This window comes from Pseudomonas sp. NPDC077186 (assembly GCF_044543505.1).
In the GTDB taxonomy this organism is placed as follows: domain Bacteria; phylum Pseudomonadota; class Gammaproteobacteria; order Pseudomonadales; family Pseudomonadaceae; genus Aquipseudomonas.
On record NZ_JBITWE010000009.1, the window covers coordinates 38809 to 63484 of the forward strand.

The following is a 24676-nucleotide window of genomic DNA, read 5'->3' on the forward strand; positions in this document are numbered from 1 at the left end:
TCAGGTCGCGAGCCGGCGCTGGAACAATTCGCGGAACACCGGGTAGATGTCCGCCGCCGACACCAGTTGCTGCTGGGCGAAGGTGTCGGCGAATGCCTCGGCCACCTGCTCGTACTCGAACCACAGCGCCTGGTGTTCGCGCGGGGTGATCTCGACGTAGGTGAAGTACTGCACGAACGGCATGATCTGGTTGATCAATATATCCCGGCACACCGGCGAGTCGTCGTTCCAGTTGTCGCCGTCCGAGGCCTGGGCGGCGTAGATGTTCCACTCGTTGATCGGGTAGCGCGCGGCCATGGTTTCCTGCATCAGCTTGAGCGCGCTGGAGACTATGGTGCCGCCGGTCTCGCGGGAGTAGAAGAACTCCTCCTCGTCCACCTCCTTGGCGCTGGTGTGGTGGCGGATAAACACCACCTCGATCTTGTCGTAGTTCCGCTTCAGGAAGAGGTAGAGCAGGATGAAGAAGCGCTTGGCGATGTCCTTGGTGGCCTGGGTCATGGAGCCGGAGACGTCCATCAGGCAGAACATCACCGCCTTGGAACTGGGGTTGGGCTGCTTGACCAGCAGGTTGTACTTGAGGTCGAAGGTGTCGAGGAAGGGCACGCGGTGGATGCGCGCGCTCAAACGCTCGATTTCCGCTTCTATTGCCTGGATATCGCCGAAGTTATCCGGTTCTTCCCGGCGTAGACGCTCCAGTTCGGCCTTGGCCTCGCGCAGCTTGGCGCGGCTGGAGCCGGACAGGGCGATGCGCCGCGCATGGGCCGAGCGCAGGGTGCGGACGATGTTGATGCGCGAGGGGTTGCCTTCGTTGCTGATGCCGGCGCGCACCGTCTTGAAGGTGTCGCTGCCGGTGAGGTGGCGCTTGACCAGATTGGGCAGTTCCAGGTCCTCGAACATGAAGTCGAGGAACTCCTCCTGGGTGATCTGGAACACGAACTCGTCCATGCCCTCGCCGGAGTTGCTTGCCTTGCCGCTGCCGCGCCCACCGCCGCCACCCTGCGGGCGGGGAATGCGTTCGCCGGCGGTGAACTCCTTGTTGCCCGGGTGGACGATGGTCTGCTTGCCGCCGCGGCCGTGGTGCAGCACCGGCTCGTCGATGTCGCGGCCGGGAATGCTGATCTGCTCGCCGTGCTCCATGTCGGTGATGGAGCGCCGGCTGACGGCCTCCTCGACCGCCTTCTTGATGTGCTCGCGGTAACGCCGCAGGAAGCGCTGGCGGTTTACCGTGCTCTTGTTCTTGCCGTTCAGGCGCCGGTCGATCACGTAGCTCATGACGTCTCCCTAGCACGCCCGTGGCCACGGGCGTGCGGCGGATAGCCCGGCGCGCGGCGCGCGCCGGGTGCGGATCACTGCGACTTGCGTACCCGCAGATACCACTCCGACAGCAGGCGCACCTGCTTCTCGGTGTAGCCGCGCTCGACCATGCGTTTGACGAAGTCGTTGTGTTTCTGTTGTTCCTCCTTGCTGCCCTTGGCGTTGAAACTGATGACCGGGAGCAGGTCCTCGGTGTTGGAGAACATCTTCTTCTCGATGACCACGCGCAGCTTCTCGTAGCTGAGCCAGGTGGGGTTCTTGCCGTTGTTGTTGGCGCGGGCGCGCAGCACGAAGTTGACGATCTCGTTGCGGAAGTCCTTCGGGTTGCTGATGCCGGCCGGCTTCTCGATCTTCTCCAGCTCCTCGTTGAGGGCCACGCGGTTGAGAATCTCGCCGGTTTCCGGGTCGCGGTATTCCTGGTCCTGGATCCAGAAGTCGGCGTACAGCACGTAGCGGTCGAAGATGTTCTGCCCGTACTCGCTGTAGGACTCGAGGTAGGCGGTCTGGATCTCCTTGCCGATGAACTCGATGTAGCGCGGCGCCAGGTATTCCTTGATATAGCGCAGGTAACGCTCGCGCACCTCGGCGGGGAACTGCTCCTGCTCGATCTGCTGCTCCAGCACGTAGAGCAGGTGCACCGGGTTGGCGGCGATCTCGTGCGGGTCGAAGTTGAACACCTTGGACAGGATCTTGAAGGCGAAGCGGGTCGACAGCCCGGCCATGCCCTCGTCGACGCCGGCGCTATCGCGGTATTCCTGGATCGACTTGGCCTTGGGGTCGGTGTCCTTGAGGTTCTCGCCGTCGTAGACGCGCATCTTCGAGTAGATGTTGGAGTTCTCCGGCTCCTTGAGGCGGCTCAGCACGCTGAACTGGGCGAGCATCTTTAGGGTGTCCGGGGCGCAGTGGGCCTTGGCCAGCGAACTGTTGATCAGCAGCTTGTCGTAGATCTTCACCTCGTCGGTGACGCGCAGGCAGTAGGGCACCTTGACGATGTAGATACGGTCGATGAAGGCCTCGTTGTTCTTGTTGTTGCGGAAGCTGTGCCATTCCGATTCGTTGGAGTGGGCCAGCAGGATGCCGCTGTAGGGAATCGCGCCGAGACCCTCGGTGCTGTTGTAGTTGCCCTCCTGGGTGGCGGTCAGCAGCGGGTGCAGCACCTTGATCGGCGCCTTGAACATCTCGACGAACTCCATCAGGCCCTGGTTGGCCCGGCACAGCGCGCCCGAGTAGCTGTAGGCGTCGGCGTCGTTCTGCGGGAATTCCTCGAGCTTGCGGATATCCACCTTGCCGACCAGGGCGGAGATGTCCTGGTTGTTCTCGTCGCCCGGCTCGGTCTTGGCCACGGCGATCTGGTTGAGGATCGAGGGGTAGAGCTTGACCACGCGGAACTGGCTGATGTCGCCGCCGAACTCCTGTAGGCGCTTGGTGGCCCAGGGCGACATGATCGAGTTGAGGTAGCGCCGCGGGATGCCATAGTCCTCTTCGAGGATGGCGCCGTCCTCGGTGGCGTTGAACAGGCCCAGCGGTGACTCGAACACCGGCGAGCCCTTGATGGCGTAGAAGGGCACCTTCTCCATCAGCTGCTTGAGCTTCTCGGCCAGCGACGACTTGCCGCCACCCACCGGGCCGAGCAGGTAGAGGATCTGCTTCTTCTCTTCCAGGCCCTGGGCGGCGTGACGGAAGTAGGAGACGATCTGGTCGATGCACTCTTCCATGCCATGGAAGTCGGCGAAGGCCGGGTAACGGCGAATCACCTTGTTGGAGAAGATGCGCGACAGACGCGAGTTGGTCGAGGTGTCGAGCAGCTCCGGCTCGCCGATGGCCATCAGCAGGCGCTCGGCCGCGGTGGCGTAGGCGCTGCGATCCTGTTTGCACAGTTCGAGGTACTCCTGCAGCGAGTACTCCTCCTGGCGGGTCGCTTCGAAACGTTGTTGGAAGTGGCTGAAAATACTCATGACTTCACCTCGCTCGATGCTGAAAGCCGGTTCGGGTTCGGTCGTGCGGGTGCTTGGTAGCCCCGGCCTGGGACTTGGCCGGGAAGAATCCCCCAGAACACCTAAAGGTCGTTACCGATGGCCCGATGCCGGTTGGCCGGCTCTACCTTGAGTTGGATGGCCTGAGCTACAGGATAGTTCTTTCTGGCGAGGGTCAAGGCGGGTACAAGGATAACCAGATGTTACCGTCCGTCGGGAAGTCGCGGCAGGCCAGAGGGGGCGCGGCCTGCCAGTCCACAAAAATTATTCTGCCGGGCTTTGCGCGGTGTCGTCGGGGTAGGTGGCGCGCCACAGCTCGAAACCGCCGTCGAGGCTGTAGACCTGGCTGAAACCCTGACCGACCAGGTAGGCGGCGGCGCCCTGGCTGGAGTTACCGTGATAGCAGGAGACGATCAGCGGTGCGTCGAGGTCGGCGTTGCGGATGAAGTCGTGCAGCGAGTGGTTGTCCAGGTGGCGCGAGCCCTGGATATGGCCGGCGGCAAAGCTTTGCGGGTCGCGGATATCCACGATCACGGCGCCTTGCTGGCGCAGGGCCTGGGCCTGCTGGGGGGAGATGCGCTGGAATTCGTTCATGGTTGCTCCTTGGGGCAGGTGCAGCGGTGACGTTCGCCGCTGTCGACGTTGAGCAGGGTCATCGCACCGCCCCACACGCAGCCGGTGTCCAGGGCGTACAGGCCAGGCTCCTGGCAGTTGCCTTCGAGGGCGGCCCAGTGGCCGAAAATGATGGTTTCGCCGCGCATCTTGCGCTGCGGGTGGCTGAACCAGGGGGCGTAGCCGGGCGGGGCGCTGCCGACGCCTTCCTTGCTCTTCAGGTCCAGGGTGCCGTCGGCCTTACAGAAGCGCATGCGGGTGAAATAGTTGGTGATCACCCGCAGGCGGGTGGTGCCGTGCAGGTCCTTGTGCCACTTGGCCGGCTCGTTGCCGTACATGCCGTCGAGAAACAGCGGCAGGCGGGCGTCGTCGCGCAGCGCCTCCTCGACCTCGGCGGCGCGGCGCAGCGCCTTGGTCAGGCTCCACTGCGGTGGGATGCCGGCATGCACCAGGGTGACCCGGCGCTCGGCGTCGTGGTGCACCAGCTTCTGCAGGCGCAGCCAGTCGAGCAGGTCGGCGCGGTCCGGCGCGTCGAGGATCTCGCGCAGGGTGTCGCCCTTCTTCAGGCGCTCGATGTTGTGCGCCGCGGCCAGCAGGTGCAGGTCGTGGTTGCCCAGCACGCAGGTCACCGCCTGGCGGATGGAATAGAGAAAACGCAGGGTCTCCAGCGATTGCGGGCCGCGGTTGACCAGGTCGCCGACCAGCCACAGTTGGTCCTGCGCCGGGTCGAAGGCCACCCGCTCGAGCAGGCACTGCAGCGGTCGCAGGCAGCCCTGGATGTCGCCGACGGCATACAGCGCCATCAGTGCAGGGCTCCGGGCACGGCCAGGCGGAAGGGCGCGATGACGGCGTCGAAGCGTTTGCCGTCCTCGGCGAGCATCTGGTAGCTGCCCTGCATGGTGCCGACCTGGGTGGTCATCACCGTGCCGCTGCTGTAGGTGTGGCTGGCGCCCGGGGCGATCTGCGGCTGCTGGCCGACCACGCCGGCGCCGCGCACTTCCTGCACGCGGCCGTCGCCGTCGGTGATGATCCAGTGGCGCGACAGCAGCTTGGCCGGTAGCTGGCCCTGGTTGCGGATGGTCACCGTGTAGGAGAAGGCGTAGCGGCCCAGCTCCGGCTGCGATTGCGCGGCCAGGTAGCGGGTGACGACGCTGACGTCGATCTGGTAGCGAGGGTCGGACATGCGGTTAACCCGTGTGGCGTATGGCAGTTTAGCCCTGGCCGGCGGCCAGGTGCGTCGCCAGTTGATCGGCCAGGCGGACGAAGGCGGCCAGGTCCAGTTGTTCCGGGCGCAGGCTGCCATCGACGCCGGCGGCTTCGATGGCCTCGGCCGGCAGCAACTGCTTGAGGGTGTTGCGCAGGGTCTTGCGTCGCTGGTTGAAGGCTTCGCGCACCACCCGCTCGAGCAGGCGATGGTCCTTGGCCGGATGCGGCAGCACCGCGTGCGGCACCAGGCGGACGATGGCCGAGTCGACCTTGGGCGGCGGGTTGAAGGCGCCGGGACCGACGTTGAACAGGTGTTCGACCCGGCAGTGGTACTGCACCATGATCGACAGACGCCCCCAGTCGCCGCCGCCGGGGCCGGCGGCCAGGCGCTCGACCACTTCCTTCTGCAGCATGAAGTGCATGTCGCGGATCAGCGCCGCGTTGTCCAGCAGGTGGAAGATCAGCGGGGTGGAGATGTTGTACGGCAGGTTGCCGACCACCCGCAGGCTGCCGGGGGCGGCCTCGAGGCGGGCGAAGTCGAACTTCAGCGCATCGCCCTGGTTCAGGCGAAAGCGCGGGTTGGCGCCGAACTTGCTCTGCAGGATGGGGATCAGGTCGAGGTCCAGCTCGATCACGTCGAGCTGCGCGCCGCTGTCGAGCAGGCCCTCGGTCAGCGCGCCCTGGCCCGGGCCGATCTCCAGCAGGCGCTCGCCCTCCTTGGCGCGGATGGCGCGCAGGATGCGGTCGATGACGCCGGCATCGTGCAGGAAGTTCTGGCCGAAGCGCTTGCGCGCGCGGTGTTGGTATTCGGACATGGCAGGGCAGCTCCAGGCTTCAAGCTGCAAGCATCAAGCAAGCGCGCAAAGCGAAAAAACGAAGTCGGGTAGTTTAAGGCAAAAAGCGACAACAGCCGTAGCCCGGATGCAATCCGGGCTGGGCTGCCGTCTACTTGCGGCTGGTCGCGGCTGCCATCTGGTAGGCGGTTTCCAGAGCCACCTGCAGGCTGCCGGTGTCGATATTGCCGCTGCCGGCCAGGTCCAGCGCCGTGCCGTGGTCCACCGAGGTGCGGATGATCGGCAGGCCCAGGGTGACGTTGAGCGCCGCGCCGAAGCCCTTGAACTTGAGCACCGGCAGGCCCTGGTCGTGGTACATGGCCAGCACCGCGTCGGCGTGGTCCAGGTACTTGGGGGTGAACAGGGTGTCGGCCGGCAGCGGGCCGATCAGCTTCATACCCTCGCCGCGCAAACGCTCCAGGGTCGGCTCGATGATCTCGATTTCCTCGCGGCCGAGGTGGCCGCCTTCGCCGGCATGGGGGTTGAGGCCGCAGACCAGGATGCGCGGCGCGGCAATGCCGAACTTGCCCTGCAGGTCGGCGTGCAGGATGCGCGTGACCCGCTCCAGGCGCTCGGCGGTGATGGCGGCGGCGACGTCCTTGAGCGGCAGGTGGGTGGTGACCAGGGCGACGCGCAGGCCGAGGGTGGCCAGCATCATCACCACCTGCTCGGTGTGGGTCAGCTCGGCGAGAAACTCGGTGTGGCCGGAGAAGGCGATGCCGGCTTCGTTGATCACGCCCTTGTGCACCGGTGCGGTGATCATCGCGGCGAAGCTGCCGTCCAGGCAGCCCTGGCCGGCACGGCTGAGGGTTTCCAGCACATAGCCGGCGTTGGCCGGATCGAGGCGACCGGCTTGGCCCGGGGCGGCCAGCGGGGTGTCCCAGACATACAGGCTGCCGGCCGGCGCCGGGGTGCTCGGCCAGCTACCCGGGGCGACGTCCAGCAGCGCGATGGGCAGGCCGAGTTGGGCGGCGCGCTCGCCGAGCAGCTGGCGGCTGGCGATGGCCACCAGCGCCTCGGGTTGCGCCTGGCGGGCCAGCAGCAGGCAGAGGTCGGGGCCGATGCCGGCCGGTTCGCCGGGGGTCAGGGCAAAGACTCGGGGTGCGCTCATGGGCATTCTCGGTTGCGCCGCGGGGGCGCCAGTTTACGCTGCCTGGGCCGATAACGAAAAAGCCCGGCGCGGGGCCGGGCTCTTGCGGGTGAACCGCCGTTACAGCTTGGTCTCGACGTAGGCTTCGTCGCGGATCTGGCGCAGCCAGGCCTGCAGTTCCTCGTCATACTTGCGGTTGCGCAGCAGGTTGGCCGCCTGCTGCTCGCGGAACTGTGCGCTGCTGTCGGTGGCGCGGCGGCCCATGACCTGCAGCACGTGCCAGCCGAACTGGGTCTGGAACGGCTTGGACAGCTCGCCGCTGGCAGTCTCGCTCATCACCTGGCGGAACTCCGGCACCAGCGCGTTGGGGTCGATCCAGTTGAGGTCGCCACCATTGAGCGCCGAGCCCGGGTCTTCCGAGTAGCTTTTGGCCAGCTCAGCGAAGTCCTCGCCGGCGACGATGCGCTGGTACAGGCGCTCGACCAGGCGGCGGGTTTCCTCGGCGCTGCGAATCTCGCTGGGCTTGATCAGGATATGGCGCACGTGCACTTCGTCGCGCACCTGGGTGTCGCCGCCACGCTTTTCCAGCAGCTTGAGGATGATGAAACCGCCCGGCGTGCGCAGCGGCTCGGTCACTTCGCCCGGGTTCAGCGCACTGACCATCGAGTCGAACGGCGGCGGCAGCTGACCGGCCTTGCGCCAGCCCATCTCGCCGCCTTCCAGAGCGGTTTCGCTGGCCGAGCGGGAAATGGCCAACTGGGCGAAGTCGGCGCCCTGCTGCAGCTGCTCGTACAGCTCGCGGGCCTGGCGGTCGGCCGCCTGGATCTCGCTGGCCGAGGCGCCTTCGGAGACCGGGATGAGGATATTGGCCAGGCGGAACTCTTCCGACAGCTGCATCTTGCCCAGGTCGGAGGCGAGGAAGTTCTGCACTTCCTGGTCCGTGACCTGGATGCGCTCGGCCACCCGGCGCTGGCGCACGCGGCTGATGATCATCTCGCGGCGCACCTGGTCGCGGGCGTCGGCGTAGGACAGGCCGTCACGCGCCAGGGCTTGGCGGAACTGCTCGAGGCTCAGGCCGTTGCGCTGGGCGATGGTGCCCATGGCCTGGTTCAACTCCTCGTCGGTGATGCGGATGCCGGAGCGATCGCCGATCTGCAGCTGGATGTTCTCGATGATCAGGCGTTCGAGCACCTGCTGGCTGAGCACGTGTTCGGGGGGCAGGGCGCCGCCGCGTTTGCCGATGGTCTGCTGCACCTCGCGCAGGCGGGCGTCGAGCTGGCTCTGCATGACCACGTCGTTGTCGACGATGGCCACCACGCGGTCCAGCGGGCGGACGTCGGCCTGGGCCGTCGCCGCGAGCAGCGCTGCGCCCAACAGCAGGGGGCGCAGGCAATCAGAAAGCTTGGTCTTCACGTTCACGGTAACCTTGAATGCCTTGGTCGAGGAAAGTTTCCACCTTGTTGCCCACTACGCCGCCGAGGCCCTTGAGGACGATCTGCAGGAAGATGCCGCGGTCGGGCTCGTCGTTGCGCGACGGGTTGAGGCTGACTTCGTCGTAGTCGATCCAGTAGCGGTTGATCAGGCGCAGCTTCCAGCAGCAGCTGTCGTACTCGAAGCCGCCGAAGGCCTCCAGGGTACGGTTGCGGCCGTAGTCGTACTGCCAGCGCGAAATCAGGCTCCACTGCGGAACCAGCGGCCAGATGACGGAGAAGTCATGCTGGTCGATCTTGTAGTAGTTCTTGATGTAGTTCGGGTTCGGCGAACCGTCGCCCAGGGTCGGGTTGCCGTAGTCCGGGTTGGTGGTCCAGGTGCCGCTGTCGCGGTCGTAACGCACGGTGTCGTTGCGGTAGCGATAGCCGAGGTTGACCACCTTGTTCGGGTTGTCTTCCGGCTGGTAGTGGAACATCGCGCTGCCCGATCGGGTGCGGTGGGTATCCGGGTCCCAGTTGAAGGTCGACGACACGCGCCAGTCGCGGTTGAAGCGGTACAGGTACTCCAGCGCATAGGGCGAGACGTCGGCGGTGGCGTCCGGGCGGGTGCGGTAGTCGATACCGGCCAGCTGCACCTTGCGGTCCTCGAAGTAGAAGGCCTGGCCGATGCTGAAGCGCTGGCGCTCGAAGCCGTTGGGCTCGATCCAGCGGCTGGTCACGCCCAGCGACAGCTTGTTCTCGTCGCCGATGCGGTCCTTGCCGGAGAAGCGGTTTTCGCGCCACAGCGAGGCGTAGCTGAAGGTCGGCTCGCCGCTGTCGAAAATCGGGATGTCGGTCTGGTCTTCTTCCGGCACATAGAGGTAGAAGGCGCGCGGCTCCAGGGTCTGGCGGAAGTCCTTGCCGAACAGCTGGGTGTTGCGGTCGAAGTACAGGCCGCTGTCGAGGCTGAACAGGCCGACGCCGCGGTTCTGCGTGCTGTCGAACTCCTGCTCGGCCAGCAGGCTGTTCTTGCCCTGCTGATCCAGGCTGATGTCGTAGTGGGTCTGGCGGTACTTGACCTGCGGCTTGAGGAAGCCCCAGGTCCAGTCCAGCGGCAGGGCGATGCCCGGTTCCAGGTGCAGGCGCTCGCCGTTGGCGCGCGCCAGGCCTCGGAGTTTGGTGTCGTACCAAGGCTCGTTGTCTGGTTGATAGTTGCCGGTGCGCAGGTCGCGGTCGAAGCGCACGTATTCGCTGCCGTAGGTGAAGTCCAGGCCGCCCGGATTGAACGGCAGCTTGCCGTCCAGGGTGAGCTGCGGCAGACGGTCGTACGGCGTCACGTCGGTGATATTGGCCAGCTCGTAGGCGTGCAGGTTGAGCCGCGCGCGGTAGCTGTCGCCGCGGTAGGTCAGGCTGCCGCGCTGGTTGACGTAGGTGGGCGTGTCGATACCCAGGTCGGTGTCCAGGTCCTGGAAGTAGTAGGGGTCGCTGATGTCGGTGTAGTCGACCTCGGCCAGCAGGCGCGAGTTCAGGCCCTGCTTGTGCTGCCAGCTATATAGCCAGCGCTGGTCTTCGTACTCGGACTGCAGCTTGCGCTCGTCTTCGCTGTCGTCGAGGTAGGCGGCGCCGATCTGGCCTTCGCTGCTCTCGGTCAGGTAGCGGAACTCGCCCTCCATCAACAGGCCGCGGTTGGCCATGTAGGTCGGGTAGAGCGTGGCGTCGTAGTTCGGCGCCAGGTTGAAATAGTAGGGTGTCTGCAGCGAGAAGCCGTTGTCGCTCGACGTGCCGATGCTCGGCGGCAGGAAGCCGGACTGGCGACGGTCGTCGATCGGGAAATAGATGTAGGGGGTGTAGAACACCGGGATGTCCTTGACCCGCAGCGTCACGTTGGTCGCGGTGCCGAAGCCGGTGGCCGGGTTCAGGGTGACGTTGTTGCCCTTCAGGTGCCAGGCGTTGTCGCCCGGCTCGCAGCGGGTGTAGGTACCGTCCTTGAGGCGGATGATCGCGGTCTCTTCGCGCTTGGCATAGAGTGCGCTGCCGCGGACATGGGCTTCGTGCATCACGTACTCGGCGTTGTCGATCTTGGCTTCGCCGTTGTCCAGTTGCAGCTCGGCGCGGTCGCCGACCACCAGCATGCCCTTGTCGCGCAGACGCACGTTGCCGATCAGCTCGCCACGGTTCTCGGTCTGGTGCAGGCTGGCCTCGTCGGCTTCCACCTGCATGCCGGACTGGCGCAGGATCACGTCGCCGGCGAGGGTCGCCACCTGCTTTTCCTGCTCGTAACGCGAGGCCTTGGCCGAGACGAACATCGGCGCTTCGTCCAGCGGCGTGTCGTCGTCCATGCCCGGGCGCAGCGGCTCGACATAGGCGCCGGCGCAGTAAGGGCCGGCTTCGGCCAGCTGGGCGGCGGTCAGCTTGTCGCGCGGCACCCAGTCGAGGTGGCTGTAGTCGGCGCTGCGCGAGGCCAGGGCGCGGCCCTTGCTCTCGGTGACCAGGGTGGCGGTTTCCTGCTTGGCGCCGGCTTTGCCGCTGCTGGCGTCGCTCGCGCTGACGGCGCTGGCGCTGTGCTGAGGACGGGGCGGCAGGCTGGCGGCAGGGGCCTTGGGCGCGCAGGCCCAACCGCCGCTGGGCGATACCTGGCAGTCGAACTGCTCGGCGGCGAAAACCTGTAGGCTGACGGCGGGTTGTAGGGCCAGGAGACTGCCGGTGACCAGCAGCGGGAATTTCTTGCGGAACGCGGGGTATTTTACTGCCATCTTGTTAGTCCGGGCTTCCTGCGCGCTATCGGCCCAGGGGCCGCACGCCTCTCGATGGGCTGAAAAAGATGCTGGATAATAAAGCATGACCCGCGCAACGGCTAGCGCCGTCGGAGACCCCCTGATGCCTGAACACGATGTACGTCTGCAACAGCTGCACACCTGGCTCGCTCAGCAATTACCCGCCCTGTTCGCCGCTCGCGGCTGGGGCCAGGTGCCGCCTGCGCAGCTGACGCCCGCCAGCAGCGACGCCAGTTTTCGCCGCTATTTCCGCTGGCAGGCGGGCGAGCGCAGCCTGATCCTGATGGACGCGCCGCCGCCGCAGGAGAACTGCGCGCCCTTCGTGCGCATCGCCGCACTGTTGGCCGGCGCTGGCGTGCATGTGCCCGAAGTGCTGGCCGCCGATCTGGAGCAGGGCTTTCTGATCCTGGACGATCTCGGCCACCAGACCTACCTGGAGGTGATCGACGAGCACAACGCCGACGCCCTGTTCGACGATGCCGTCGAAGCCTTGCTGCTGCAGCAGCGCCTGCCGCTGGACGGCGATCTGCCGCATTACGACGAGGCGCTGCTGCGCCGCGAGCTGCAGCTGTTTCCCGAGTGGTACGTGCAGCGCCATCTGAGCCATGAGTTCGACGCGAAGCAGCAGGCAGCCTGGCAGCGCATCTGCGCCCTGCTGATCGACAGCGCCCTGGCCCAGCCCAAGGTGCTGGTGCACCGCGACTTCATGCCGCGCAACCTGATGCACAGCGCGCCCAATCCCGGCGTGCTGGATTTCCAGGACGCCGTCTACGGCCCGGTCACCTACGACATCACCTGCCTGTTCAAGGACGCCTTCCTCAGCTGGCCCGAGGCGCGCGTGCGGGGTTGGCTGCAGGGCTACTGGGAGCGGGCGCAGGCGGCCGGCATCCCGGTGCAGCCGTCGCTCGACGAGTTTCTCCGCGCCAGCGACCTGATGGGCGTGCAGCGCCATCTCAAGGTGATCGGCATCTTCGCCCGTATCTGCCACCGCGACGGCAAGCCCAAGTACCTCGGCGACGTGCCGCGCTTCTTCGCCTATATCGAGGCGGTGCTGGCGCGCCGGCCGGAGCTGGCCGAGCTGGGCGCGCTGCTTGCCAGCCTGGCGCAGGCCGAGGTTGCTCGCGCATGAAGGCCATGATTCTCGCCGCGGGCAAGGGCGAGCGCCTGCGCCCGCTGACCCTGCACACGCCCAAGCCGCTGGTGCGCGTCGCCGGCGTGCCGTTGATCGAGTACCACCTGCGCGCCCTGGCCGCCGCCGGCTTCGCCGAGCTGGTGATCAACCACGCCTGGCTCGGCCGGCAGATCGAGGAGCATCTCGGCGACGGCGCGCGCTTCGGCCTGCGCATCGCCTATTCCGCCGAGGGCGAGCCGCTGGAAACCGGCGGCGGCATCTTCCAGGCGCTGCCCTTGCTGGGCGATGAGCCCTTCGTGCTGGTCAACGGCGATATCTTCACCGATTACCCCTTCGCCGAGTTGCGCCGTCCGCTGCAGGGGCTGGCCCACCTGGTGCTGGTGGACAACCCGGCGCACCACGCCCAGGGCGACTTTCGCCTCGCCGACGGGCGGGTGGGCGAGCTCGACGGCGCAGGTACGGGCCTGACCTACAGCGGCCTGGCCGTGCTGTCGCCGGCGCTGTTCGCCGACTGCCAGCCGGGCGCCTTCAAGTTGGCGCCGCTGCTGCGCCGGGCCATGGCCGCGGGACTGGTGAGCGGCGAGCGCTACGCCGGACGCTGGGTGGATGTCGGCACCCACGAGCGCCTGGCCGAAGTCGAGCGCCTGCTGGCGCAGGGGCGCTGAGGTGCTCTGGCCGGTGACCCTGCTCGGCGCCGTGGCCGGTCTGGCGCTGGCCAGCATTCCCGGCGCCCTGCTCGGCGGGCTGCTCGGTCAGGTGCTGGATCGCCGCCTGCGTCTGCACGACTGGGCCAACCTGCGCGAGCGCCTCGGCGGGCGCCCGGCGCCGGCCGACGAGGAGCTGCTGTTTCTGATGCTCGGGCGCCTGGCCAAGAGCGACGGCCGCGTGCTGCCGAGCCATATCCAGCAGGCGCGCTCGGAGATGCAGCGCCTGGGCCTGGACGAGTTCGCCCAGCGCCGCGCCATCGAGGCCTTCTCCCGCGGCAAGACCGCTCGCGACAACCTGCGCGCCCCGCTGCAGCGCCAGGCCGAGCGCGGCGAGGCGCTGTTGCGCGCGTGCTGGCGCATGGCCTGGGTCGACGGTCGGGTCGGCGCGGCGGAGCACGAGCTGATGCTGCTGTGGGGCAAATGGCTGGGCTGGAACGGCGCCCGCCTGGAGGCCCTGGGCGAGGAGTACGCGCCGCGCCGCAGTCAGCCGCCGGCGGCCAGCGGCGGCAGCTACAAGGAGGCGCTGCGGTTGTTGGGGGTGGCGGCCGACAGCGAGCCCGAGCAGGTCAAGCGCGCCTATCGCCGCCTGCTCAGTCGACACCATCCGGACAAGCTGGCCGGGGCCGGGGCGTCGCCTGCGCGCCTGCGCGAAGCCACCGAAACCACCCGCCAGCTGCACCAGGCCTATGCGCTGATTCGCGAGCGGCGCGGCTGGCGTTAGCCGCCGCTCAGCGCGCTCGGCGCCGCGGCGCGGATATTCAGGCTCAGCCAGCCGCGCAGGCGGCGATACAGTTGTTCCTGCTCGACGCCGCGATTGCCCGGCAGGGCCTTCATCGCCACCTGCACGTAGGTCGGGTGCTTGACCCTCTTGCTGGCCTGCAGGCGCCTGAGCGCGGCCTGGCGGTCGCCGGCCTGGTCCTTGTAATAGAAGTCGCCGGTGGCCAGTTCGAGTTGCGGCACCAGCTCGTCCAGCGCCGGGGAAAAGCCGGCCGGTACGGCGGCGGCCACCAGCAGCAGGTTGTGGATATCCTCCGGCTGGCGTTCGGCCAGGTACTGGGCGGCCCAGTAGGCGCCGCTGCCGTGGCCGAGCAGGACGATGCGGCTGGCCTGCTGCTGGCGGGCGAAGGCGATGCCGGCGTCGATGCGTGCCATCACCCGCTGCGCATGGGCGCTGCGGCGGGCGTCGTCGTCCGCCGCCGGATCGGGCGCGGCGCTGGGCGCCGTCTCGGCTTCGCCCGGGGCCTCGCCGTCGGCCGCAGTCTCTGCGGCTGCGCTGGTCGGCGGCTCGGGCAGACGCAGCGGCGGCGCGTCGTGGTCCGGATCGGGCAGGGTCAGGCTCAGGCTGTGCCAGCCGCCATCGGGCAGCTTGCGCCGCAACGGGCCGACGGCGGTGGCGCCGTCGGCGTTTTCCGCAGCGCCGGGCAAGAGGATCACCGCGCCACTGGGTTCGCCGACATTGGCCGGCAGCCAGAGGGCGAGGAAGCGCTCGTCGCCGGCCTGCAGCCACTGCTGTTCGCGCTGCTCCAGACGCTGTTGCAGCGCCTGGGCCTCGCTGACGCTGCGCTCGGGCAGAGCCGGGCGCTCGGGCGCGGCGTCCTCGCTCGGCGTCTCGGCTGCCGCGGCGCTGCCGAGTGGGCTGCCTTGCTGTTCGGCCAGGGCGGGCAGCGCCAGCAGCAGGGCCAGGGCGAGCGGGGAAAAACGTGCGGGCATGACGGGCTCCTCGGGCAATCTGCCCTGCAGCCTAGCCGGTTCCGCCGGCGCTTGTCAGCGACCGCGGGCGGCGCCCGACCTTGGGTCGGGGCTGCTACAATGCGCACCTTTTCGTGAATGCCTCCCGAGGTGCGCCATGCAACCCTTCGCCATCGCCCCGTCGATCCTCTCCGCCGACTTCGCCCGCCTGGGCGAGGAAGTCGACAACGTGCTCGCCGCCGGGGCGGACATCGTTCACTTCGACGTGATGGACAACCACTACGTGCCCAACCTGACCATCGGCCCGATGGTCTGCGCGGCGCTGCGCAAGTACGGCATCACCGCGCCGATCGACGCGCACCTGATGGTCAAGCCGGTGGATCGCATCATCGGCGACTTCATCGAGGCCGGCGCCTCCTACATCACCTTCCACCCGGAAGCGTCCGAGCATATCGACCGCTCGCTGCAGCTGATCAAGGCCGGCGGCGCCAAGGCCGGTCTGGTGTTCAACCCGGCCACCCCGCTGGACGTGCTCAAGTACGTGATGGACAAGGTCGACATGATCCTCTTGATGAGCGTCAACCCCGGCTTCGGCGGGCAGAAGTTTATCCCCGGTACTCTGGACAAGCTGCGCGAGGCGCGCGCGCTGATCGACGCCAGCGGCCGCGAGATCCGCCTGGAGATCGACGGTGGGGTTAACGTGCAGAACATCCGCGAGATCGCTGCGGCGGGCGCCGACACCTTCGTCGCCGGCTCGGCGATCTTCAACCAGCCGGACTACAAGGCGGTGATCGACGCCATGCGCGCCGAGCTGGCCCAGGTGCGCGGATGAAACCGCTGCGCGCGCTGTGCCGCGGCGAGCTGCCGCGCCTGGTGATGTTCGACCTGGACGGCACCCTGGTGGATTCGGTGCCGGACCTGGCCGAAGCCGTCGACCGCATGCTGGTCGAACTGGGCCGCGAGCCGGCCGGCGTCGATCGCGTGCGCGACTGGGTCGGCAACGGCGCGCGGGTGCTGGTGCGCCGTGCCCTGGCCGGCGGCCTGGAGCATGCGGCGGTGAGCGAGGCCGAAACGGACGCCGCGCTGGCGCGCTTTCTCGAGATCTACGCCGACTGCCACCAGCTGACCGCCCTCTATCCGGGCGTACACGAGCTGCTCGAGGCGCTGAGCACGGCGGCGGTGGAGCTGGCGGTGGTGACCAACAAGCCGGAGCGCTTCGTCGCGCCGCTGCTGGAGCAGGTCGGCCTGGGCGGCTACTTTCGCTGGATCGTCGGCGGCGACACCCTGCCGCAGCAGAAGCCCGACCCGGCCGCGCTGCTGCAGGTGATGCGCCTGGCCGGGGTCAACGCGGCGCAGGCGCTGTTCGTCGGCGACTCGCGCAACGACGTGCTGGCGGCGCGCGCCGCCGGCGTGCCCTGCGTGGCGGTGAGCTACGGTTACAACCACGGTCGGCCGATTGCCGAGGAACAGCCGAGTCTGCTGGTCGATAGCCTGGCCGAGCTGCTCTGACGGTTGCTTAGGCCGAGCGGCTGCGCTACCGTGGCCGCTCTCCTTATTCCCCCGCCTGTCGAGATCGCACCGTGGTGGTCAGCTGCAAACTCTGGATGAAAGTGATCAAGGCCCTGGCCCGTTGGCGCTGGCGCGCCTGATTTCGTCCGGTCGCCGCGCGCGACCCGTTTGCACCCGACCGTTTTCCCCGAGCCATGAGGCTGATCATGACCCATGAAGAATTCCTGCGTTTAGCCGGCGAAGGCTACAACCGCATTCCCCTGGCCTGCGAAACCCTGGTGGATTTCGACACGCCGCTGTCCATCTACCTGAAACTGGCCGATGCGCCCAACTCCTACCTGCTGGAATCCGTGCAGGGCGGCGAGAAGTGGGGGCGTTACTCGATCATCGGCCTGCCGGCGCGCACCGTGCTGCGCGTGCACGGCCACGACATCGTGGTCAGCACCGACGGCGTCGAGGTCGAGCGCCTGCAGAGCGCCGATCCGCTGGCCTTCGTCGAGCAGTTCAAGGCGCGCTACAAGGTGCCGACCATCGCCGGTCTGCCGCGCTTCAACGGCGGCCTGGTCGGCTACTTCGGCTACGACAGCGTGCGCTACGTCGAGCAGAAGCTGGCCAGCTGCCCCAACCCCGATCCGCTGGGCACGCCGGATATCCTGCTGATGGTCTCCGATGCCGTGGTGGTGTTCGACAACCTGGCCGGCAAGATGCACGCCATCGTCCTCGCCGACCCGGCTCAGCCCGATGCCTTCGCGCAGGGCCAGGCGCGCCTGGGCGAGATCCTGCGCCAACTGCGCCAGCCGATCACTCCGCGTCTGGGCGTCGATCTCGGCGCGCCGCCCGGCGCCGAGCCGGCGTTTCGCTCCAGCTACAGCCGTGGCGACTACGAGGCGGCGGTCAGCGCGATCAAGGAATACATCCTCGCCGGCGACTGCATGCAGGTGGTGATCTCCCAGCGCATGACGATCGAGTTCAAGGCCGCGCCCATCGACCTGTATCGCGCGCTGCGTTGCATCAACCCGACGCCCTACATGTACTTCTTCAATTTCGGCGACTTCCACGTGGTCGGCAGCTCGCCGGAGGTGCTGGTGCGGGTCGAGGACGGCCTGGTCACCGTGCGCCCGATCGCCGGCACCCGCCCGCGCGGCGCCAATGAAGAAGCCGACCTGGCGCTGGAAGAGGACCTGCTGTCCGACGCCAAGGAGATCGCCGAGCACCTGATGCTGATCGACCTGGGCCGCAACGACACCGGCCGCGTGTCGCAGATCGGTTCGGTCAAGCTCACCGAGAAGATGGTCATCGAACGCTATTCCAACGTCATGCATATCGTCTCCAACGTCACTGGGCAGCTGAAACCCGAGCTGTCGGCGATGGACGCGCTGCGCGCCATCCTGCCGGCCGGCACCCTGTCCGGGGCGCCGAAGATCCGCGCCATGCAGATCATCGACGAGCTGGAGCCGGTCAAGCGCGGCGTCTACGGCGGTGCGGTCGGTTATTACGCGTGGAACGGCAACATGGACACCGCCATCGCCATCCGTACCGCGGTGATCAAGGACGGTGAGCTGCACGTGCAGGCCGGTGCCGGCATCGTCGCCGACTCGGTGCCCGCCCTGGAGTGGGAAGAAACCCTGAACAAGCGCCGCGCCATGTTCCGCGCCGTCGCCCTTGCCGAACAGACCGCCGAATAAGGGGAGCGTGACATGCTGCTAATGATCGATAACTACGACTCCTTCACCTACAACGTGGTGCAGTACCTCGGCGAGCTGGGTGCCGAGGTGCAGGTGATCCGCAACGACGAACTGAGCATCGCCGAGATCGAGGCTTTGCAGCCCGAGCGCATCGTGGTCTCGCCCGGCCCCTGCACGCCGAGCGAGGCGGGTGTGTCCATCGAGGCCATCCTGCATTTCGCCGGCAAGCTGCCGATCCTCGGCGTCTGCCTCGGCCACCAGAGCATCGGCCAGGCCTACGGCGGCGACGTGGTGCGCGCGCGCCAGGTGATGCACGGCAAGACCAGCCCGGTGTTCCACCAGGACAAGGGCGTGTTCGCCGGGCTCAACAAGCCGCTCACCGTGACCCGCTATCATTCTCTGGTGGTCAAGCGCGAAACCCTGCCGGACTGCCTGGAGGTCACCGCCTGGACCCAGCATGACGACGGCTCGGTCGACGAGATCATGGGCCTGCGCCACAAGACCCTGAACATCGAGGGCGTGCAGTTCCACCCCGAATCCATCCTCACCGAGCAGGGCCACGAACTGTTCGCCAACTTCCTCAAGCAGACCGGAGGCGTGCGCGCATGACTATCAAGGAAGCTCTCAACCGGATCGTCGCCCAGCTCGACCTGAGCACCGAGGAAATGCAGGACGTGATGCGCGAGATCATGACCGGCCAGTGCACCGACGCGCAGATCGGCGCCTTCCTCATGGGCATGCGCATGAAGAGCGAGACCATCGACGAGATCGTCGGCGCCGCCAGCGTCATGCGTGAGCTGGCCGCGCCGGTGGTGATCGATGCCGAGCGCCTGGTCGACACCTGCGGCACCGGCGGCGACGGCATGAACATCTTCAACGTCTCCACCGCCGCGGCCTTCGTCGTTGCCGCGGCCGGCGGCAAGGTGGCCAAGCACGGCAACCGCGCGGTCTCCGGCAAGAGCGGCAGCGCCGACCTGCTGGAAGCCGCCGGCGTCTACCTGGGGCTCAAGCCCGAGCAGGTGGCGCGCTGTGTCGAAGGCGTCGGGGTCGGCTTCATGTTCGCGCCGTCCCATCACGGGGCGATGAAGCACGCCATCGGCCCGCGTCGCGAGCTGGGCCTGCGCACCCTGTTCAATATGCTCGGCCCGATGACCAACCCGGCCGGTGCCAAGCATCAGGTGATCGGCGTGTTCAGCCAGGCACTGTGCCGGCCGATGGCCGAGGTGCTGCAGCGCCTCGGCAGCCAGCACGTGCTGGTGGTGCACGCGCAGGACGGCCTGGACGAGATCAGCCTGGCCGCGCCGACCTTCATCGCCGAGCTCAAGGACGGCGTGGTCAGCGAGTACCGCATCCAGCCCGAGGACTTCGGCATCAAGAGCCAGAGCCTGATCGGCCTGACCGTCGACAACGCCGAGCAGTCGCTGGAGCTGATCCGCGATGCGCTGGGCCGGCGCAAGACCGACAACGGCCAGAAGGCCGCCGACATGATAGTGCTCAACGCCGGCGCCGCGCTGTACGCCGCCGACCACGCCAGCAGCCTGCGCGAAGGCATGCAGCTGGCCCACGACGCCCTGCACACTGGGCTGGCGCGCGAGAAGCTGGAGGAGCTGGTGTCCTTTACCGCAGTATTCAAACAGGAGAACGAAGGGTGAGCGTGCCAACCGTACTGGAGAAGATCGTCGCCCGTAAGTTCGAGGAAGTGGCGGCGCGCCGCGCCCAGGTCAGTTTCGCCGAGATCGAGCGCGCCGCCCGCGCAGCCGATGCGCCGCGTGGCTTCGCCCGCGCGCTGTTGGAGCAGGCGGCGCGCAAGCAGCCGGCGGTGATCGCCGAGATCAAGAAGGCCTCGCCGAGCAAGGGCGTGTTGCGCGCCGACTTCGTGCCGGCCGATATCGCCCGCAGCTACGAGGCCGGCGGCGCCACCTGCCTGTCGGTGCTGACCGACATCGACTTTTTCCAGGGCGCCGACCAATACCTGCAGCAGGCCCGCGCGGCCTGCGCGCTGCCGGTGATCCGCAAGGACTTTATGGTCGATCCCTACCAGATCGTCGAGGCGCGCGCCCTCGGCGCCGACTGCGTGCTGCTGATCGTGTCCTGCCTGGAGGACGGGCGCATGGCCGAGCTTGCCGCGGTGGCCAAGGACGTCGGCCTCGACGTACTGGTCGAAGTGCATGACGGCGACGAGCTGGAGCGTGCGCTGAAGACCCTGGACACGCCGCTGCTGGGCATCAACAACCGCAACCTGCACAGCTTCGAGGTGTCCCTGGAAACCACCCTGGACTTGCTGCCGCGCATCCCGCGCGAGCGCCTGGTGGTGACCGAGAGCGGCATCCTCAACCGCGCCGATGTCGAGCTGATGGAAATCAGCGAGGTCTATGCCTTCCTGGTCGGCGAGGCCTTTATGCGCGCCGAGAGCCCAGGCGGCGAACTGCAGCGCCTGTTCTTTCCCGAGCGTGGGCGGCCGGCGGTGATCGGCAACGATCCCGATTGATACCTGCGCGTATAAAAAAGCCGGCTTCCTTGCCGGCTTTTTTATACGCGCTGTTGTTCAGCGAGTGCCGAAGACCACCATAGTCTTGCCCTTGACGTGGACCAGGCCCTGTTCCTCCAGGGACTTGAGCACGCGGCCGACCATCTCCCGCGAGCAGCCGACGATGCGGCCGATTTCCTGGCGGGTGATCTTGATCTGCATGCCGTCCGGATGGGTCATTGCGTCCGGCTGCTTGCACAGGTCGAGCAGGGTGCGGGCGACGCGGCCGGTGACGTCGAGGAAGGCCAGGTCGCCGACCTTGCGCGTGGTGTTGCGCAGGCGTTCGGCCATCTGGCTGCCGAGGGCGTAGAGGATGTCCGGGTCCTGCTGGGTCAGTTCGCGGAACTTGGCGTAGCTCAGCTCCGCCACTTCGCATTCGGTCTTGGCGCGCACCCAGGCGCTGCGTTCCTTCTCCGCGCCGTCCTTCTCGAACAGGCCCATCTCGCCGAAGAAGTCGCCGGAGTTGAGGTAGGCGATGATCATTTCGCGGCCGTCGTCGTCTTCGATCAGGATGGTGACCGAACCCTTGACGATGAAGAACAGGGTTTCGCAGCGGTCGCCCGCATAGATGATGGTGCTTTTCGCCGTGTAACGGCGGCGGTGACAGTGTGCGAGGAGTTTGTCGAGGTTCTTGATTTTAGGTGTAAGGGTAATAGCGACCATGCCCGAGTCCCGAATATAAAAGAGATAAGCCTTTGTCCAACAGGCAATTTCTTATTGGTTATCCGTACCAGTGTGCCAGCAATCCGGCGCCAGCTTAACAGACAGGCTATGACCGGGGCGCTTTTTGCGACCTGGCTAACATAACGCCGGGGAACTTTAGCGCATTGGCCGCCCATCGGTTCGTGTGGTGCCTGTGCTAACCTGCGAGCCTTTGCAACCGAGGGAGTCTGGATCGATGAAAGCGCGTGTGCAGTGGGCCGGCGAAGCCCTGTTTCTCGGCGAGTCCGGCAGCGGCCATGCCGTGGTGATGGACGGTCCGCCGGAAGCCGGTGGCCGCAACCTGGGTATTCGCCCGATGGAGATGCTGCTGATCGGCCTCGGCGGTTGCAGCAACTTCGACGTGGTCAGCATCCTGCGCAAGTCGCGGCAGCCGGTGGAGAGCTGCGAGGTGTTCCTCGACGCCGAGCGCGCCGGCGAGGAGCCCAAGGTGTTCACCAAGATCCACCTGCATTTCGTGGTCAAGGGCCGCGGGCTGAAAGAGGCCCAGGTCAAGCGCGCGGTGGAGCTGTCGGCGGAGAAGTACTGCTCGGCCTCGATCATGCTCGGCCGTGCCGGAGTGGCTATCAGCCATGACTACGAGATAGTCGAACTCTGAGCTGGAAGCGCCAAGCTTCAAGCCGCAAGTGAAAGCCGAAGAGGGCGCCATAGGGCGCCCTCTTCGTTATCTTCTTGCTTGCAGCTTGCAGCTTGCAGCTTGCAGCTTGCAGCTTGCAGCTGTCAGATGCGGTAGCTGCTCTTGGTCATCACCTTGGACAAGAGGGTCATGCCCAGCTTGACCGGCGCGGGGAAGCGCAGGCCGCCGGCTTCCAGGGCGCTGTCGGCGTGCTGCTGCTCGTCGATGCGCATCTGCTGGAGAATCGCCCGCGACTTGGCGTCGCGCTCGGGAATCTGCTCCAGATGCTCGTCCAGGTGCTTGCACACCTGATCCTCGGTGGCGGCAACGAAGCCCAGGCTGACCTTGTCGCTGACCAGCCCGGCCACCGCGCCGACGCCGAACGACAGGCCGTAGAACAGCGGGTTGAGCAGGCTCGGCTGGCTGCCGAGCTCGCGGATGCGCTGCTCGCACCAGGCCAGGTGATCGATCTCCTCGTCGGCGGCTTGCTCCATGGCGCCGCGCACCTCGGGCAGCCTGGCAGTCAGCGCCTGGCCCTGGTAGAGCGCCTGGGCGCAGACCTCGCCGGTGTGGTTGATGCGCATCAGCCCGGCGATATGGCGGCTTTCCTCGCTGGACAGCTCGGCCTCGTTCTCCACGATGGCCGGCGAAGGACGGCTGGAGGCGCCGCTGAACGGCAGCAGGGTGCGCAGGGCGGCATCGGCCTGCAGCAGCAGGCGGTCGACTGGGGAGTACTGGCGTTCGCTGGCCATGGGGCACCTCCGGGGAACACGAAGGCGCCAGTTTACTGCAAAGCGTGGCGACGAGCGCGCCTCGCCGCCGCGACCGACTGGCGCATCAGCCCGGCGGCCAGTGCAGTTGGCGCTGGCCGAGCACGTGCATATGGATGTGGCCGACGGTCTGGCCGCCCAGCTCGTTGCAGTTCATCACCAGGCGAAAGCCCTCGTCGCAGCCCTGCTCGCTGGCCAACTGCTGGGCGGTGTACAGCAGGTGGCCGGCCAGCGCCTTGTCGGTTTCGTCGAGGTCGGTGAGGGTGGCGATATGGCGCTTGGGGATCACCAGAAAATGCACCGGCGCCTGCGGGCCGATATCGTGGAAGGCGACGAGCTGATCGTCCTCGTAGAGCTTGCGCGCCGGAATCTCACCGGCGACGATCTTGCAGAACAGGCAGTCCATGGGTAGCCCCCGGGGCCGTTGCTGGAGTCATTGAGTTTAGTGTTGTACGGAGAAGCCGGCCAATCGTCGGCGTTCACAAGGAGCGGCGGTGAAGAACGATATCCACGATCTCGGCCTGGTGCTGGATTCCAAGGTCAAGCTGGTCGTCATCGAGTCCTGGGACGAACTGCGTGTGCTGGAAACCCTGACCGGCCTGGCGGTCAAGCGCGGCCTCGGCCTGCACACCTGGTCGGTGACCGAGGGCCTGCAGCGCCTGGGCTTCGGCGGCGCGCCGCTGGGCGAGGAGGCGAGCCTGGAACCGGAGGCGGCGTTGAAGCTGATCAAAGCCGACCAGCTGCCCAACCTCTACGTGCTGTGCGACCTGCATCCCTACTTGGAGGACAATCCGCGCCTGGTGCGCCTGCTCAAGGAGATCGCCATGAGCGAGGCGGCGCACAAGCCGACCCTGGTGCTGGTGTCCCACGCACTCAGGCTGCCGGCCGAGGTGCAGCGGTATGCCGCGCGCTTCAGCCTGGCGCTGCCGTCGGAAGACGAGCTGCTGAGCATCGTCCGCGACGAGGCGACGCGCTGGAGCGAGCGCAACCGCGGTGCGCGGGTGCGCACCGACAACCGCACCCTGCAGCAGGTGGTGAAGAACCTGCGCGGCCTCAGCCACGCCGAGGCGCGGGCGCTGGCGCGCAATGTGATCTGCGACGACGGCGCGATCACTCAGGAAGATATCCCCGAACTGAACAAGACCAAGTTCCAGCTGCTGGATCTGGAGGGCGTGCTCAGTTTCGAGTACGACACCGCGCGCTTCGCCGAGGTCGGCGGCCTGCTCAACCTCAAGCGCTGGCTGGCCGAGCGCCAGGTCGGCTTTCTCGAGGGCAAGGGCGTCGATGCGCCCAAGGGGGTGTTGCTGGTCGGCGTGCAGGGCGGCGGCAAGAGCCTGGCGGCCAAGGCGGTGGCCGGGCTCTGGGGCCTGCCGCTGCTGCGCCTGGATTTCGCCTGCCTGTACAACAAGTTCTTCGGCGAGACCGAGCGCAACCTGCGCGAGGCGCTGCGCCTGGCCGAACAGATGGCGCCCTGCGTGCTGTGGATGGACGAGGTGGAGAAGGGCCTGGCCAGCGGCGATCACGACGGCGGCGTCAGCCAGCGCGTGCTCGGCACCCTGCTGACCTGGATGGCCGAGCGCAAGGCGCCGGTGTTCGTCGTCGCCACCGCCAATGCCATCGACCGACTGCCGCCGGAGCTGGTGCGCAAGGGCCGTTTCGACGAGCTGTTCTTCGTCGACCTGCCCTGTGCCGAGGTGCGCGCGGAGATCTTCCGCATCCACCTGCAGCGCCGCGAGCTGGAGCCCGGCGCTTTCGACCTGGCGCAGCTGGCCGCGGCCAGCACGGGCTTTTCCGGGGCGGAGATCGAGCAGGCGGTGGTCAGCGCCCTGTACGCCGCTCAGGCGCAGCAGCAGGCGGTGGATCAGGCGCTGCTGCTGCGTGCACTGCAAGGCACGGCGCCGCTGTCGGTGGTGATGGCCGAGCAGCTGACGGCGCTGCGCCGCTGGGCTGATGGGCGCACGGTCAACGCCGGCTGAGAACCTGCTCACGATCTGCTGCGCGTCGGCTAAACGGCGTTGAAAACAGCCTCGGAATGCTCATTTACTTTCGTAAACTCCGCTTCCTCGGCCGCTTTCGCCGCTGTTTATCTCTAGCTCGCGAGATCGGGAGC

General features: G+C 67.1%; 23 protein-coding genes and 1 pseudogene. 11 read left to right on the forward strand and 13 right to left on the reverse strand.

Going from position 1 to position 24676, the window contains the following annotated elements; translation table 11 throughout:
• From ACIGKL_RS23705 to ACIGKL_RS23745, 9 genes are all read right to left on the reverse strand, one after another.
• Positions 1 to 1272 carry a YeaH/YhbH family protein gene (locus ACIGKL_RS23705; RefSeq protein ID WP_122110114.1) on the reverse strand — a complete coding sequence of 424 codons (1272 nt, stop codon included), beginning with the start codon at positions 1270 to 1272 and terminating at the stop codon, positions 1 to 3.
• A 74-nt stretch (positions 1273 to 1346) separates the two neighbouring features.
• Positions 1347 to 3269, reverse strand: a complete 1923-nt coding sequence (locus ACIGKL_RS23710; protein WP_397488808.1) for a PrkA family serine protein kinase — start codon at positions 3267 to 3269, stop codon at positions 1347 to 1349.
• Between the two features lie 282 nt (positions 3270 to 3551).
• Positions 3552 to 3881 (reverse strand): thiosulfate sulfurtransferase GlpE, encoded by a 330-nt coding sequence (glpE, locus tag ACIGKL_RS23715; protein ID WP_397488809.1) that lies wholly within the window; start codon positions 3879 to 3881, stop codon positions 3552 to 3554.
• Positions 3878 to 4702 (reverse strand): symmetrical bis(5'-nucleosyl)-tetraphosphatase, encoded by an 825-nt coding sequence (locus ACIGKL_RS23720; RefSeq protein ID WP_397488810.1) that lies wholly within the window; start codon positions 4700 to 4702, stop codon positions 3878 to 3880. Before ACIGKL_RS23720 ends, glpE begins: the two co-directional genes overlap by 4 nt.
• Positions 4702 to 5082 (reverse strand): Co2+/Mg2+ efflux protein ApaG, encoded by a 381-nt coding sequence (gene apaG / locus ACIGKL_RS23725; protein WP_397488811.1) that lies wholly within the window; start codon positions 5080 to 5082, stop codon positions 4702 to 4704. Before apaG ends, ACIGKL_RS23720 begins: the two co-directional genes overlap by 1 nt.
• A gap of 28 nt (positions 5083 to 5110) precedes the next feature.
• Complete coding sequence (gene rsmA, locus ACIGKL_RS23730) at positions 5111 to 5920, reverse strand: 16S rRNA (adenine(1518)-N(6)/adenine(1519)-N(6))-dimethyltransferase RsmA (RefSeq protein WP_397488812.1); 810 nt, start codon at positions 5918 to 5920, stop codon at positions 5111 to 5113.
• Between the two features lie 130 nt (positions 5921 to 6050).
• Positions 6051 to 7049, reverse strand: a complete 999-nt coding sequence (pdxA, locus tag ACIGKL_RS23735) for a 4-hydroxythreonine-4-phosphate dehydrogenase PdxA (protein WP_397488813.1) — start codon at positions 7047 to 7049, stop codon at positions 6051 to 6053.
• A 99-nt stretch (positions 7050 to 7148) separates the two neighbouring features.
• Positions 7149 to 8441 carry a peptidylprolyl isomerase gene (locus ACIGKL_RS23740; protein WP_397488814.1) on the reverse strand — a complete coding sequence of 431 codons (1293 nt, stop codon included), beginning with the start codon at positions 8439 to 8441 and terminating at the stop codon, positions 7149 to 7151.
• A complete protein-coding gene (locus ACIGKL_RS23745) occupies positions 8422 to 11190 on the reverse strand; it encodes an LPS-assembly protein LptD (protein ID WP_397488815.1) in 2769 nt (922 codons plus the stop codon). Before ACIGKL_RS23745 ends, ACIGKL_RS23740 begins: the two co-directional genes overlap by 20 nt.
• Before the next feature lie 124 nt (positions 11191 to 11314).
• On the opposite strand from ACIGKL_RS23745, the gene ACIGKL_RS23750 reads away from it, so the two are divergent.
• From ACIGKL_RS23750 to ACIGKL_RS23760, 3 genes are read left to right on the forward strand one after another with little or no spacing between them, the layout of a single operon-like run.
• Positions 11315 to 12340, forward strand: coding sequence for an aminoglycoside phosphotransferase family protein (locus tag ACIGKL_RS23750; protein ID WP_397488816.1), 1026 nt, complete (start codon positions 11315 to 11317; stop codon positions 12338 to 12340).
• On the forward strand, positions 12337 to 13008 hold the full coding sequence (murU, locus tag ACIGKL_RS23755; RefSeq protein ID WP_397488817.1) for an N-acetylmuramate alpha-1-phosphate uridylyltransferase MurU: 672 nt from the start codon (positions 12337 to 12339) through the stop codon (positions 13006 to 13008). Before ACIGKL_RS23750 ends, murU begins: the two co-directional genes overlap by 4 nt.
• A 1-nt stretch (position 13009) precedes the next feature.
• A complete protein-coding gene (locus tag ACIGKL_RS23760) occupies positions 13010 to 13771 on the forward strand; it encodes a DnaJ domain-containing protein (RefSeq protein WP_397488818.1) in 762 nt (253 codons plus the stop codon).
• On the opposite strand, the gene ACIGKL_RS23765 is transcribed toward ACIGKL_RS23760, so the two are convergent.
• A complete protein-coding gene (locus ACIGKL_RS23765; RefSeq protein ID WP_397488819.1) occupies positions 13768 to 14760 on the reverse strand; it encodes an alpha/beta hydrolase family protein in 993 nt (330 codons plus the stop codon). The two genes, ACIGKL_RS23760 and ACIGKL_RS23765, sit on opposite strands and share 4 nt — an antisense overlap.
• A gap of 136 nt (positions 14761 to 14896) precedes the next feature.
• Between ACIGKL_RS23765 and rpe the strand changes: the two genes are divergently transcribed.
• The 6 genes and pseudogenes from rpe to trpC all read left to right on the forward strand — a co-directional run bounded on the left by rpe (position 14897) and on the right by trpC (position 20421).
• Positions 14897 to 15571: a ribulose-phosphate 3-epimerase gene (rpe, locus tag ACIGKL_RS23770; RefSeq protein ID WP_397488820.1), complete on the forward strand. Its 675-nt coding sequence runs from the start codon at positions 14897 to 14899 to the stop codon at positions 15569 to 15571.
• A pseudogene (locus ACIGKL_RS23775) lies at positions 15568 to 16388 on the forward strand (phosphoglycolate phosphatase). The gene rpe and the pseudogene ACIGKL_RS23775 overlap by 4 nt, the downstream one beginning before the upstream one ends.
• A 66-nt stretch (positions 16389 to 16454) precedes the next feature.
• On the forward strand, positions 16455 to 17933 hold the full coding sequence (trpE, locus tag ACIGKL_RS23780) for an anthranilate synthase component I (protein ID WP_397488821.1): 1479 nt from the start codon (positions 16455 to 16457) through the stop codon (positions 17931 to 17933).
• Positions 17934 to 17945: 12 nt separating this feature from the next.
• A complete protein-coding gene (locus ACIGKL_RS23785) occupies positions 17946 to 18542 on the forward strand; it encodes an aminodeoxychorismate/anthranilate synthase component II (RefSeq protein WP_397488822.1) in 597 nt (198 codons plus the stop codon).
• Positions 18539 to 19585 carry an anthranilate phosphoribosyltransferase gene (gene trpD / locus ACIGKL_RS23790; protein WP_397488823.1) on the forward strand — a complete coding sequence of 349 codons (1047 nt, stop codon included), beginning with the start codon at positions 18539 to 18541 and terminating at the stop codon, positions 19583 to 19585. The genes ACIGKL_RS23785 and trpD overlap by 4 nt, the downstream gene beginning before the upstream one ends.
• Positions 19582 to 20421: an indole-3-glycerol phosphate synthase TrpC gene (gene trpC / locus ACIGKL_RS23795; protein ID WP_397488824.1), complete on the forward strand. Its 840-nt coding sequence runs from the start codon at positions 19582 to 19584 to the stop codon at positions 20419 to 20421. Before trpD ends, trpC begins: the two co-directional genes overlap by 4 nt.
• 57 nt (positions 20422 to 20478) lie before the next feature.
• Here the strand turns inward: trpC and crp are convergent, their stop codons facing one another.
• Entirely contained in the window at positions 20479 to 21123 is a 645-nt protein-coding gene (gene crp / locus ACIGKL_RS23800; RefSeq protein ID WP_397488825.1) for a cAMP-activated global transcriptional regulator CRP, read from the reverse strand.
• Positions 21124 to 21358: 235 nt separating this feature from the next.
• Here crp and ACIGKL_RS23805 point away from each other — a divergent pair, with 235 nt between their 5' ends.
• Complete coding sequence (locus ACIGKL_RS23805) at positions 21359 to 21778, forward strand: OsmC family protein (protein ID WP_397488826.1); 420 nt, start codon at positions 21359 to 21361, stop codon at positions 21776 to 21778.
• A 122-nt stretch (positions 21779 to 21900) separates the two neighbouring features.
• Here the strand turns inward: ACIGKL_RS23805 and coq7 are convergent, their stop codons facing one another.
• Both coq7 and ACIGKL_RS23815 read right to left on the reverse strand, forming a co-directional pair.
• Positions 21901 to 22548: a 2-polyprenyl-3-methyl-6-methoxy-1,4-benzoquinone monooxygenase gene (gene coq7, locus ACIGKL_RS23810; RefSeq protein ID WP_397488827.1), complete on the reverse strand. Its 648-nt coding sequence runs from the start codon at positions 22546 to 22548 to the stop codon at positions 21901 to 21903.
• An 85-nt stretch (positions 22549 to 22633) separates the two neighbouring features.
• Complete coding sequence (locus tag ACIGKL_RS23815) at positions 22634 to 22972, reverse strand: histidine triad nucleotide-binding protein (RefSeq protein WP_397488828.1); 339 nt, start codon at positions 22970 to 22972, stop codon at positions 22634 to 22636.
• An 88-nt stretch (positions 22973 to 23060) separates the two neighbouring features.
• Here ACIGKL_RS23815 and ACIGKL_RS23820 point away from each other — a divergent pair, with 88 nt between their 5' ends.
• On the forward strand, positions 23061 to 24542 hold the full coding sequence (locus tag ACIGKL_RS23820; RefSeq protein WP_397488829.1) for an AAA family ATPase: 1482 nt from the start codon (positions 23061 to 23063) through the stop codon (positions 24540 to 24542).
• Positions 24543 to 24676 lie beyond the last annotated feature (134 nt).